The organism is Clostridium sp. Marseille-P299 (assembly GCF_900078195.1).
GTDB lineage: Bacteria > Bacillota > Clostridia > Lachnospirales > Lachnospiraceae > Lachnoclostridium.
Genome location: NZ_FJVE01000004.1, coordinates 387,164 through 400,692 on the forward strand (window position 1 = coordinate 387,164; position 13,529 = coordinate 400,692).

The 13,529-nt window shown below is 33.0% G+C and carries 9 protein-coding genes; 5 read left to right on the plus strand and 4 right to left on the minus strand.

Features of this window, described 5'->3' with window-relative positions; genetic code table 11:
- Nucleotides 1–317 precede the first annotated feature (317 nt).
- Nucleotides 318–2,072: an ABC transporter ATP-binding protein gene (locus tag BN4220_RS01660; RefSeq protein WP_066712668.1), complete on the minus strand. Its 1,755-nt coding sequence runs from the start codon at nucleotides 2,070–2,072 to the stop codon at nucleotides 318–320.
- Complete coding sequence (locus tag BN4220_RS01665; protein ID WP_066712671.1) at nucleotides 2,069–3,799, minus strand: ABC transporter ATP-binding protein; 1,731 nt, start codon at nucleotides 3,797–3,799, stop codon at nucleotides 2,069–2,071. Before BN4220_RS01665 ends, BN4220_RS01660 begins: the two co-directional genes overlap by 4 nt.
- Nucleotides 3,800–4,013: 214 nt before the next feature.
- Between BN4220_RS01665 and BN4220_RS01670 the strand changes: the two genes are divergently transcribed.
- The 3 genes from BN4220_RS01670 (at nucleotide 4,014) to BN4220_RS01680 (ending at nucleotide 8,221) form a co-directional block, all read left to right on the plus strand.
- Nucleotides 4,014–4,856: a MerR family transcriptional regulator gene (locus tag BN4220_RS01670; RefSeq protein WP_066712674.1), complete on the plus strand. Its 843-nt coding sequence runs from the start codon at nucleotides 4,014–4,016 to the stop codon at nucleotides 4,854–4,856.
- Nucleotides 4,857–4,979: 123 nt separating this feature from the next.
- Complete coding sequence (locus BN4220_RS01675; protein WP_066712677.1) at nucleotides 4,980–5,477, plus strand: QueT transporter family protein; 498 nt, start codon at nucleotides 4,980–4,982, stop codon at nucleotides 5,475–5,477.
- Nucleotides 5,478–5,560: 83 nt separating this feature from the next.
- Nucleotides 5,561–8,221, plus strand: coding sequence for a YfhO family protein (locus BN4220_RS01680; RefSeq protein ID WP_066712681.1), 2,661 nt, complete (start codon nucleotides 5,561–5,563; stop codon nucleotides 8,219–8,221).
- 157 nt (nucleotides 8,222–8,378) lie between these two features.
- Here BN4220_RS01680 and asnS read toward each other — a convergent pair whose 3' ends face one another.
- A complete protein-coding gene (gene asnS / locus BN4220_RS01685) occupies nucleotides 8,379–9,770 on the minus strand; it encodes an asparagine--tRNA ligase (RefSeq protein ID WP_066712684.1) in 1,392 nt (463 codons plus the stop codon).
- Nucleotides 9,771–10,074: 304 nt separating this feature from the next.
- Nucleotides 10,075–11,343, minus strand: a complete 1,269-nt coding sequence (locus BN4220_RS01690) for a transglutaminase domain-containing protein (RefSeq protein WP_066712686.1) — start codon at nucleotides 11,341–11,343, stop codon at nucleotides 10,075–10,077.
- Between the two features lie 206 nt (nucleotides 11,344–11,549).
- Here BN4220_RS01690 and BN4220_RS01700 point away from each other — a divergent pair, with 206 nt between their 5' ends.
- Complete coding sequence (locus tag BN4220_RS01700; protein ID WP_066712693.1) at nucleotides 11,550–11,792, plus strand: (2Fe-2S) ferredoxin domain-containing protein; 243 nt, start codon at nucleotides 11,550–11,552, stop codon at nucleotides 11,790–11,792.
- A complete protein-coding gene (locus tag BN4220_RS01705) occupies nucleotides 11,792–13,519 on the plus strand; it encodes a [Fe-Fe] hydrogenase large subunit C-terminal domain-containing protein (protein ID WP_066712696.1) in 1,728 nt (575 codons plus the stop codon). Before BN4220_RS01700 ends, BN4220_RS01705 begins: the two co-directional genes overlap by 1 nt.
- Nucleotides 13,520–13,529 lie beyond the last annotated feature (10 nt).

Sequence of the window (13,529 nt, forward strand, 5' to 3'; positions counted from 1 at the left end):
ATTGTTTAATTAATAAATAAGTAACCTTTTGGATCGTTTCGTAAGATCCTGTATTATAAGTTGAATATGCGCACAAATTATATGTAAAATATCTCTTATTTCGATTATTTATCTATTTGATATGATTATTATAACTCTATTATGTCAATTAGTCAAATTGTATTTACTATTTTTTTTTATAATTTATCTTATAAAATAAGAAAAGCACCCATTTATTTAAACCTTTCATACGCAATCATCATACTATAACCGCATATAAAATATAATAAATGGATGCCTCTAACTTTTTTACAATATTTAATTACCTTAATAATTTTTTATGCTTGTCTTTGAAATTGACTCATATAAAGTTTTTCATAAAAGCCTTTCTTAGCCATTAATTCATCATGAGTACCTTGTTCAATAATTGTTCCATTATTCATAACAAGAATTAAATCTGCATTACGTATTGTTGAAAGACGATGGGCAATAACAAAGCTTGTTCTGCCTTTCATGATGTTCTTCATAGCTGTCTGTAACATCAATTCAAGTCTTGTATCTACTGAACTTGTAGCCTCATCAAGAATTAAGATAGCAGGGTCTGCAAGGAAAGCTCTCGCAATTGTTAAAAGTTGCTTCTCACCAGCAGAAACGTTTGATGATTCTTCATTTAAAATCATATTATAGCCATCTGGTTGCGTTTTAATAAAATGATCTACATTTGCTGTCTTGGCTGCGTTTTCTATTTCTTGCTGCGTTGCATCTTCTTTTCCGTACTTAATGTTTTCGGAAACAGTGCCATTAAATAACCAAGTATCTTGTAAAACCATACCAAAGATAGAACGAAGATCATCTCGTTTCATATCCCTAATATCCACGCCATCTACTTTGATAGCACCACCGTTTACATCATAGAAACGCATTAACAGGTTAATAAGTGTAGTTTTACCTGCACCGGTTGGACCAACAATGGCTACCATTTGACCACTTTTTACATTAACATTAAGATGTTCAATTAACATTTTATCTTTACTGTATCCAAAGGAAACATCTTCAAATGTAACATTTCCCTTTAAATCGTTAATTTTTACTGGCTTAACAACTTCAGGAACTTCTTCCTCTTCTTCTAAGAAATCAAACACTCTTGTAGCTGCTGCCATTGCAGATTGGATTGTAGAAGACAATTGTGTCACTTGCTCCAACGGCTCATTTAACTGCCACATATAACGTATAAAGGCTTGTAAATGTCCAACTGTAATTGCACCTGAAACCGCATACATTGCACCTAAAATCGTTACAGCAACGATAGATAAATACGTAAGCAATGAAATTAACGGTGACATAAGCCCTGAAATAAATTGTGCCTTAAACCCATTCTCGCATAAATTATCATTAATTTTCTTAAACTCTTCAATGGAATCTTCTTGTTTTCCATATAGTTTAATTTCTGTTAAACCAGTATATCTTTCTTGAATATATCCATTCAAATTACCAAGTGCCATCTGTTGATTACGAAACATTGCAGAAGAACGCTTCATGATAAATTTCATAACGAATAAACTACTTGGGATTAATAAAACTGCAATAATCGCCATTACTGGATTAATATAAAACATTAACACAACTGCTAAAGCAATCGATAAGAAAGCAGTTAATATTTTTGATAAACTTTGCTGTAGGGCGTTTGATATTGTATCAATATCATTTGAAATAATACTTAAAATATCACCTACTGTACGTTTATCATAATAGCTAACTGGAAGCTTTGCGATCTTTTTTTGTACATCGTTTCTTAAGTCACGCATTGTGTTTTGTATTGCATCCGTTAGCAAATGTTGTGAAGCATAGTTACAAACAGCATTCCCCGTATAAACTACGAGTAAGATAATTAAAATCTTAATAATGTATGAAAAACTTATCGCTGCTCCTGGAACTTTGTTTGCAATATCAACAACATCATCTTTTAATCTGGTCGTAATTAAACCTTCAATCAAAGGTGCAGCCCCCATGAACCCAGCGTATCCAACTGTAAGAAGAACTGCAAATATAAAAAGCTTTAGGTACGGCTTAATATATGGAATTAATTTTTTCATTGCTCAAGTTCCTCCTTTGTTAATTGTGAATCTGCAATTTGATAGTAAACTTCACAGTTTTTCAATAATTCTTTATGAGTACCAATACCAACAACTTCACCCTCATTTAAAACAACTATTTTATCTGCATTCATAATTGTACTAATTCTTTGAGCTACGATAAACATGATAGAATCCTTGGTCTCTTCTTTTAAAGCAGCACGCAAAGCGGCATCTGTTTTAAAGTCAAGTGCAGAAAAGCTGTCATCAAAGATATAAATTTCTGGTTTACGGATAAGTGCTCTTGCAATGGAAATACGTTGTTTTTGTCCACCAGATACATTTTTAGCACCTTCACTAATGTATTCTTTCAATTTATCCGGTTTATTCATAATAAAATCTTTTGCTTGTGCAACTTCAATTGCATGATCAATTTCTTCTGGTGTCGCATTTGGATTACCAAATTTAAGATTATCTTCAATTGTCCCTTTAAACAAAAATGCTTTTTGAGGAATAAAACCTATTTTTTGGCGAAGAGCTTTTAAATCATAGTCTCTAGTATCCACACCATCTATTTTTATGGAACCACTTGTTACATCATAAAATCTAGGAATTAAGTTAATTAAAGTACTCTTACCACTTCCTGTACTACCGATAAAAGCTACTGTCTCTCCCTTACGGGCTGTAAAAGACACATCCTTTATAATTGGTAGTTCACCGTCTGGATATTGGAATGTAACATGATCAAATTCAACGGTACCAGTAGTTGCTGTTTTTGTCACACCATTTTCAGGATTCTGAACCAATGGTTCCTCATCTAGTAATGCCTGAATACGTTCTGCAGATACCTGCGCTCTTGGATACATTACAAAGACCATGGAAAATAACATAATAGAGAACAACGCATGAAATTGATACTCTAAAAATGCAACTAATTGTCCAACTTGTAACGTTCCCTTATCAATCATTAAACTTGATATCCAAAAAACAGCCATCATAGCAACATGCAATAAGAAGAAAAATGCAGGTTGAGTAATAGACATTATTTTAAATAATTTCTTTGAATTGCTTGCATACATCTCATTCGTCTCTGCAAAACGTTCAGATTCATGCTCACTTTTACGAAAGGCTCTAATAACACGAACCCCTGTTAAATTTTCTCTTGAAATTCTGTTTAATCGGTCCATACCTTTTTGTTGTTTTACAGAAAGAGGATTTGTTAATCTCGCTATGATAAACACACCAGCTATAATAAATGGAAAACTTCCTCCAATAACTAAAGAAAGACTCACACTTGTTTTAATTGTCATAAATACACTAATAACGATCATAACTGGTGTTAAAAGTGCAGTTCTAAACAACATATTTGAAAATAGCATTAACTGGAATGCATCATTTGTTGTTCGTGTAATCATGGAAGATACACCAAATTTATTATATTCTGTATGGGAAAATTTTTGTGATTGGATAAAAACATCATTTCTGATATCACGAATCATATTGGTTGATATTCTTGATGATGCAAATGTAAGTAAAATAGTTCCTGCACCTCCAAGAACGCTGACAATCAGCATAACCCCTCCCATTTTCTTGATATATGCGATATCGCTGTTACCAATACCGTTATCGATCATCCATGCCATAATGGTAGGAATTCCGAGCTGTACAGCTACGAAACTAAAGATACCTAAAACATTTAATAAAATCAGTTTGGGGTATCTTTTCAAATACTTTAACATTAATTTCATAACATTACTCCTTCTTACTATACTGTGCAGAATTGCATATTTTAAGCCCCTTTCCTTGACAGAAAAGGGCTGCTAAAATATTATAAACTATAAGGTAACCTTATAGTCAAGAAAAATAGTATATAAATCGACACATTATTAATATTATTTGTTATTAATATTGTTTGTTATTAATACTAATTTAAAACATTAAATAAATAGAGAGGTAGTTTTTATGTCTAAGAATACAAAAGAATATTTAACAACAGGAGAGTTTGCAAAAATCTGTGGCGTTCCCAAACACCTCTTGTTTCATTATGATCAAATAGGGCTTTTTCAACCGGAACTTATCAAAGAAAACGGATATCGCTATTATTCTTTCCGTCAATATGATACCTTTTCAATTATATCCGCTTTAAAAAGATTAGGAATGCCCTTAAAAGAAATAAAAGAATACATGGATGATAGAAATCCAACGGACCTGGTTGATTTACTAGAGCAGAAAACAAACGAAGTTGAACAAGAAATTAATAAGTTAGAACAAATCAAACGTGAAATAAATGCTTTAAAACATTTAACTACAAAGGCTTTATCCGTGGAATATAATCAAATTATACCCGTCTATCAAAAAGAAGTTAAGGCTCTTCGTAGTTCAATCAAGGATAAGGACAGTGATAATTCATACTCTAATTTTATCGTTGAATTAATTGAGTTTCGTAAAAATAGTAACGCAACGATGATTGACTTTTTAGGGGCATCCCTTACCCTTGATAACATTCGAGAAAAAAGATTCAATAGCTTTTCCTTTTTGTATACAAAAACAGATAATCCAGATAGGGTAGGCACAACATTAGTGCGAAAAGAAGGTTGGTATCTTCAGGTCTATTATAAAGGAAGTTATAGTAATATTAGTAATATGTATGCCAAAATTATTGAGTATGCAGATAAAAATGGTATTAAACTTGGTGATAATGCTTACGAAGAGTATTTGATTTTTGAAATAGGGACAATAAATCGGGATGACTATGTCACTTTGATCTTAGTTGAAATTGATGGTGAACCAAAAATTGAATCTTGACAAGCTCCTTTTTCCTGTTATACTGAAATAGTCGTAAACCCTTATAAATCAAGGGATTTCACAATTAACTATCGTGTGTTCGAGACCTTCCACACGTAAAACAAAACTAAAGGAGAATTGAATATGAAAAAAAGAAATGTAACTTATGTAGTGCAGGCAGCAATGATTGCAGCAATCTACGTTGTTTTAGTATTTGCGTTCCAGCCAATTAGCTTCTCGCAAATCCAATTCCGTATTGCAGAATCATTAACCATCCTACCTTTCTTTACACCAGCCGCAATACCAGGTGTAACAATAGGATGTTTACTTGGCAATCTACTTGGTGGAGCAGATATCCTTGACATTGTGTTTGGTACACTCGCTACACTTATTGGCGCTTTTGGCTCCTATGCACTTAGAAAGCATAAATTTCTTGTTCCACTACCTCCAATCATAGCAAATGCGGTTATCATACCTTGGGTACTACGCTTTGCTTACTTTGAAACTGCCCCAATTCCTTTTATGATGGCAACGGTTGGTTTTGGTCAAGTTATTTCTTGCGGTGTTTTAGGTCTTGCATTACTTTTTGCACTAGACAAATATAAACATATAATTTTTCACACAAGTTCAGCACAATCGTAGGTGGATTGAATATTTTATAATGAAATACATTTCATCTATTTGCTGATATGAAATAAAATAGAAGAAGTATTGGAAAGGCTACCATGATTAAAACGAAAACTATTGGTAAAAGAGAACTTTTTTTATCCTACATTTTACCATTCTCAGCACTATTTGTTATTGTGCAGTATTTTGTATTTTTTGTTTTTTATAGGCACAATATCACATTTATTTGGAACTATGATGGAGTACATCAACATTATCCTGCCCTTTCCTATTATTCTTCCCTGTTAAAAAATCTACTGTCGGGTAAAGGTCTTTCGATGGTAGATTTTTCTATAGGTCAAGGGTTCGATGTAATAACAACACTCAATTACTACGTGATTGGTGATCCACTTACCGTACTTGCTGGAATTTGGGATCCTAATCACTTAGAAACACTTTATGATCTTTTAGTGATTTTGCGATTTTACTTAGCTGGGGTTTCTTTTCTTGCTTTTTGTATCTATAAGAAGAAAGCTCCATTCCCAGCACTACTTGGTGCATTTATTTATGTATTTAGTGGATATTCCTTGTTTGCTGGTTTGAGGCATCCATTCTTTTTAAATCCAATGATTTATTTACCATTGCTATTCATTGGTGTAGAACAACTACTTAAATATAAGCGTTCCATATTTTTTAGCATTATGATAGCAATCAGCGCAATGAGTAACTTTTACTTCTTGTATATGCTATCTGTAATCATTTTTATCTATGCTTTGGTTCGCTTTTATGATTGTTATAAAGAAGAACGTATTAAGAACTTTTTCTTAGTTGTATCAAAGTCAGTTCTTTACTATTTACTTGGAATTTTACTATCTGCCGTTTTATTACTGCCTATGATTTATGCATTTATGAATAACGGTAGAATTGAAGGGGCATCACAAGCTGTTAACCTATTCCTATACCCTATGGAATATTATAAATTGCTTTATCAGAATCTTCTCTCTCTTGGTTTCCAAGCGGGGCATTGGTCTTATATCAGCGTTGGTGTTGTAGGCGCTTTATGTGCATGCGCGGCACTTATGAGAGAAAAGAAAAACCGGACTGTGATAACTTTATTAATCATATCCGTTGTATTTATGTGCATTCCTTTGTTTGGATATTTTATGAATGGTTTTTCCTATGTCGCAAACCGATGGACGTTCGTATTTGCATTTCTTATTGCCTATATCGTTGCCGATTCTTATGAATCGATATTCGAATTATCACGTAAGAAACGATTTATTATATTAGCTATCAGTGCTATATATTGTATTACTACGTTTTTATTTATGAAAAAATACTCTAAGTTACCTGCACTATTTTTAGTAGCAGGTGCTGGTTTTATGGTATTTTCTCATTATTATAAAATAAAGCCATTATATAGAAATCTTATCTTTTTAGTACTCTGCATTGTAAATATTGTATCTAGCAGTTATTTATTTTACAGTGGAAGATTTAATAACTATTCTTCTGCATTTCTTACAAAGGGTACAATAAAGGAATACGAACATAATGATGCTGTGGAATACATTAAATCCATCGATGATAGCTTTTATCGCATCCAAATTGATGATGCTATCAGTCCAAATATTGCAATGCCACTTAACGTAAATGGAACTGGTTTTTATTTTAGTATTTTAAACAGCAATGTTTTTAACTACATGTTTGAATTAGAAAACTCATCTCTTCGATTTGCTTGCCAATATGAAGATAATAATGAACGTGCAGCTATGAATGCACTTTCATCGGTTAAATACTACATAACCAAGAGAACCATCAATATTCCTTTTGGATATAAAGAATTAAAAACCGATCAAGTATTTGAAGATGGCACACGTATTTATATTAATGAATACTATCTGCCACTTGGATTTACCTATAACTCATATATTACTTCAGCAGAATATGAGAAACTGACTGCATTGCAAAAGCAAGAAGCGCTGATGCAATCGGTTGTTCTTGAAGAAGATACCGATGTAGTTCCTAAGAAATCCTTAGAATTTACCTCAAAGGAGCTCCCTGTGACCTTTATATTAGATGAAGGCATGACATTAGAGGGAAATACTTTGCATGTAACCAACCCAAATAGTTTGCTTTATATTAAAACAAAAGGTCGCGTATTTAGTGAAACCTATTTACATCTTGAGAATCTTCAAATCACAGACCCAGATGTAAAAAGAGTAGGCTTAGTGAGTGTTACCAAACGATGGAGAATTAATAAATTCGGACTTCGTACGCCGGAAGATAACAACTATTTTGGCGTATCAAACTATTTAATTAATTTAGGATATAAGTCGAAAGCAATGCGACAAATCAAGTTGTACTTTAAGGAACCTGGAACATATGAATTTGATTCCATTAAGGTTTACGCACAACCTATGAAATACTATATCAATCAAGCTCTTCAATTAAAGGAAACTGTATTAGAAGATGTGGTTGAGTCAACGAATCGAATTTCAGGAAAAGTAAATACAACATCACCAACTATGTTGTACTTATCCATTCCATATAGTAAGGGCTGGAAGGCTACCGTTGATGGTAAACCTGCTAAGCTATTAAAAGCAAATACTATGTATATGGCATTAGAGCTTCCGGCTGGTAATCATGAGATTGTACTAGATTATCAAACCCCTTACTTAAAAGAAGGGCTTATGTTATCAGGGCTTGGAATTATAATCACTCTTTCGCTTGTTTTAACACCTTACGTTAAGAGAAAGATTATAAAAAAAGAAAATGCGTAATTTTTCTTTCACAGGCTAACTATGATGAAGTGACTAACTACCTTGGTGGGTTATATACATCCTTATCGGAGCGTTTTACCACACAGTTTGTTAAAAGAAAAAACCTATGTGTATTCGAACATTTATAAAATGTTAGAATCACATAGGTTATTTTATTTTATAACTCGCAGTTATTTACTGTTCTTGGGAATGGTATAACGTCTCTGATATTGCTCATACCAGTTAAATACATAACACAACGTTCAAATCCAAGACCAAAACCTGCATGTCTTGTAGAACCATATTTTCTTAAATCTAAGTAGAAGCCATAATCTTCTGGATCTAATTTTAACTCTTCCATACGTTTTAATAACTTATCGTAGTCGTCCTCTCTTTGGCTTCCTCCAATGATTTCACCAATTCCAGGTACTAATAAGTCCATAGCTGCTACTGTTTTATTATCCTCATTAAGCTTCATGTAAAATGCCTTAATATCCTTTGGATAATCAGTTACAAATACAGGCTTTTTAAATACTTGTTCTGTTAAGTATCTTTCATGCTCTGTTTGTAAATCACAGCCCCAAGATACTTTGTAATCAAAGTTATCATTGTTCTTTTCTAATATTTCAACTGCTTCTGTATATGTTACATGTCCAAATTCAGAGTTTAAAACATTATTCAAACGTTCTAATAAACCTTTATCTACAAATGAATTGAAGAAATTCATTTCTTCTGGAGCATGCTCTAATACATAAGAAATTACATATTTAATCATGTTCTCAGCTAAAATCATATCGTCTTTAAGATCAGCAAATGCAATTTCAGGCTCAATCATCCAAAATTCTGCTGCATGACGAGTTGTATTGGAGTTTTCTGCACGGAATGTTGGTCCGAATGTATAAATATTACGGAATGCCATTGCATAGGTCTCACCATTTAACTGACCACTTACTGTTAAATTCGTTGGTTTATTAAAGAAGTCTTCGCTAAAATCAATCTTACCCTCTTTTGTTTTAGGAACGTTGTTTAAATCAAGGGTAGTTACCTGGAACATCTCGCCTGCACCTTCAGCATCACTTCCTGTAATTAATGGAGTGTGTACATATACAAAGTCTCTTTGTTGAAAGAATTCATGGATTGCATATGCAATTAAAGAACGTACACGAAATACCGCTTGGAAAGTATTTGTTCTAGGTCTTAAATGTGCAATTGTTCTTAAATATTCTAAGGTATGTCTCTTTTTCTGTAATGGATAATCAGATGTAGATGCACCTTCCACTAGAATCTCTGTTGCTTGAATTTCAAATGGTTGTTTTGCATTTGGCGTAGCCACAAGTTCACCAGTTACGATGATTGCAGATCCAACGTTTAATTTTGAGATTTCAGCAAAGTTATCTAACTTATCTGAATATACTACCTGTAATGTTTCAAAAAAGCTACCATCGTTTACAACAATAAAACCGAAAGTCTTTGAATCTCTTACGCTTCTTACCCATCCACCAATGGTAACTTTTGTTCCAATGTACTGCTCTTTGTTACGGAACAATTCTCTAACTGTTAATAGCTCCATGTTCATACTCCTATTCCTTTAGCCTATTTCATATCATAATTACTCATATCTGATATATTTCACATCTTACTTACGCAGATTGTCTTATATTTACGATGCAAAAAACACACCTTTTCTCAGATATTAAAAAACAACTTCTGAGAAACTATATATAGGAACCAAAAGACGTTCCTATAATCAGATTTATTATAAGCTCTTACTACGTTATTCTCGTCTATTATACCACAATCATGCATGATTACAACTATTTCGTTACAAAACAAGCACCGTTTAACCAGTAAAACACAGCATTTTTAAATTATAGTCAAGGTTTTACTGTTAGTTTTAACTTATGAACGTATGTCTTACCACCTTGTTTTACTGTAGTTGTAATTACACATGTCCCTTTACCCACTGCAACGATCTTTCCCTTACTATTCACTTTTGCAACATTACTTTTACTTGAATAATAAGTAACTTTAGCCGTACTAGATAACTTTTTTATAACTTGTGTATATGATTGCTTGAACGATAAGGTTTTATTCGACGCATAAAATAAAGGTTTTGTTAAGTCCTTTAAAAAACTCTCACTAAAACGTTGTGATTGAATGATCAGCTTTTCATCTTTTGCACTTGATTCACTATAATCATCCTTTGACAATGTTTTTAATGTAAAATTAAATCCACCATTATTTAAGTTTCCATTTGCTTTATGGTCTTTACTTCCCGCTACACTATTTGCTCCGACTAAAAAATATTCATGACTTAAATTTTTACCGTCTTTGTAATCACTGGTACCATTTAGTAATGGATCGTCAAACGTTACATCCACTAAATACCACTTTCCATTGTCCATCTGAACATAATTCCACATATGGGTATCACTTGTTACCAATTGATTTGGAACACCGATTTTCTCACAAGCCATTTTAAATGCCTTTGCATACCCTTCACAAACACTAAGTTGATTAATGAGTGCCCCAGAAGCCGAATGAATTTTTTTCTCCTTTTGGGAAGTATCATATGTTACATTTTTTACTAAATAATCATGAATATACTTAAGCCTTTCATATCTTGTTACATATTCCTTTGGCATTTCATCTAGCATCTTATTTAGAATATCATCTATTTTATTTAATTCCTTGGATACCAAATCTGCGCTTTTATATTCATCCTTTATGACAGGATAAAACACTAACTTAGTCGCAACGCCATTGACATAATTAATTTTAAAATGGCTGGCGTTCTTGCCTCCAAGCTTTAACCACTGATAATCTGGGAAATCATAAAACATTGCATTTAGTGCATTGTTTAAAGATTCACTGATTGTCTTTTGATTTCTTCCTTTTAGTGATATTGTAAACTCTTTTTCTGTTGGAGCCTTCAATCTTTTAAGTAGCGTCAAATAATAATATTGGCTATCCTCATCTAATTGGCTACCAAACAAATACGTTTTATTATGAAATATATAATCAAACTTTGTCTGCTCTTTCGCTTTTACTGATAAAGCATTCAAAGAGAATACACTAGCGCTCATGCAAATTATTAAGATTACTAGTATCACGGCTTTATAACTCTTTTGTATAACTCTCATCACATACCCCTTTTTTGTTTTTTATTTATTTTACCCTACATGAATATAATATCCTAATTTTACCATCTTTTATTCTCCTAGTAAACCACGACAATAGTTCCATTTTTAGTACTATAAATAAAACTTTTAATTCTTGTTTTGCGAAATCTAAAATGGTATAATTTGTATATATTGTTAAATTTTTAGCATTCATAGGGAGGTAGCTTATGATAATTACTATTTGCATTGGTAGCTCCTGTCATTTAAAGGGGTCCAGAGAAATTGTTACAAAGCTAAATCAACTGATTTCTGAGAATAATTTAGGAAAAGAAATTGAGTTAGTTGGTTCCTTTTGCATTGGAGAATGTATGAAAGGTGTATGTGTAAAAATCGAGGAAGAACTTTTCTCATTATCTCCAGAAAAAACAGATCATTTTTTCAGAAATGAGGTATTAAGGAGGCTTACTTAATGGATGTGATTGGTTTTAAAGAAGCAAAGTGTAAAAATTGTTATAAATGTGTACGCAACTGTGATGTAAAAGCCATTACCGTGAAAGATTCACAAGCTTATATCATGAATGATAAATGTATACTATGCGGTCATTGCCTAGAAGTATGTCCTCAGAATGCTAAAACACTAATTAGCGATTTAGACCGTGTAAAACAATACTTATTCGATGGATACAAAACGATAGTCTCCCTTGCTCCAGCATATCTTGGAGTAATTAAGTATAAAACCCCAGGACAGGTCATTCGTGCCCTTTTAGATTTAGGGTTCACTGCTGTCCATGAAACTGCAGAGGGGGCAGCGTATGTTACTAGAGACTACATACGCTTACTTAAGGAAGGTAAGATGGAAAATATCATTACCACTAGTTGCCCAAGTGTGAATGATTTGATCGAAATCTATTATCCAAGCCTTACAAAATTTATGGCTCCTGTTGTCTCTCCTATGATAGCACATGGTATGTTACTTCGTAAGCAATACGGTGAGGATGCTAAGATTGTGTTCCTAGGTCCATGCATTTCAAAAAAAAGAGAAGCAGAATGCGATGAGCGAACAAAGGGATATATCGATGCTGTTATTAACTTTAAAGAATTTGAAGAATGGTTAGATGAAGAAAATATCTGCCTTACCGGACTAAACGATGAAGTACCAAACAATCCAAATCCAGAAGTAAATCGCTTATACCCAATAAGCAGCGGCGTATTATCCTCTGTCCTTACAACCAATGACACAACAAATAAATACCGAAAGTTCTATGTTCATGGAATAAAGAATTGCATTGATTTATTTCAAAGTATGGAAAAGGGAGAAGTTAGCGGATGTTTTATCGAGGCTAATATTTGTAACGGTGGTTGTATTAAAGGACCAGCAATTGATCGTGATTGTATCTCTAGATTTAAAGTTAAATTGGACATGGAAGAAAAGGTACAAAGACAACCCGTGAATGATGATATATTTTTCAAAGATAATTCTATCCCATTATTTAAACATTTCTTTGACCATTCACCCAAAGATCCTCTGCCAAGCGAAGCGCAAATATCCTCTATCTTACGTAAAATAGGAAAAACAAAAACTGAGGATTTCCTAAATTGCGGAGCTTGTGGTTACGCAACGTGTAGAGACAAAGCAATTGCAGTGTATCAGGGGAAGGCTGAGCTAAATATGTGTATTCCTTATATGCATGAAAAAGCTCAATCCATGTCGAATATTGTTTTAGATAATACTCCTAACATTATCATCATCGTAGATGCGGAAATGCGAATATTGGAGTTTTCTAAGGCAGCTGAGAAACATTTTAACACCTCTAGAAATAAAGCAAAAAACATGTATTTATATGAGTTTATTGATCATACCGACTTTCAAGCAGTACTGGATACTCACACAGATATTTTAGGAAAGAAGGTTACCTACGAAGAGAGTAACTTTTACACACTACAAACCATTGTATATATGGAGGAGCTTAACTGTGTACTGGGAATCTTTCAAGATATCTCTTATGAAGAAGAGCAAATTAAACAAGCCTACAAAGTTAAGATGGAGACAATTGAAATGGCACAAAGGGTTATTGATAAACAAATGCTTGTTGCACAAGAAATTGCAGGCCTATTAGGAGAAACAACAGCAGAAACAAAAGTTACATTGACTAAACTAAGAGATACCATCTTAAACGACGGACGTACGGATCAGTAATAGGAGGAAG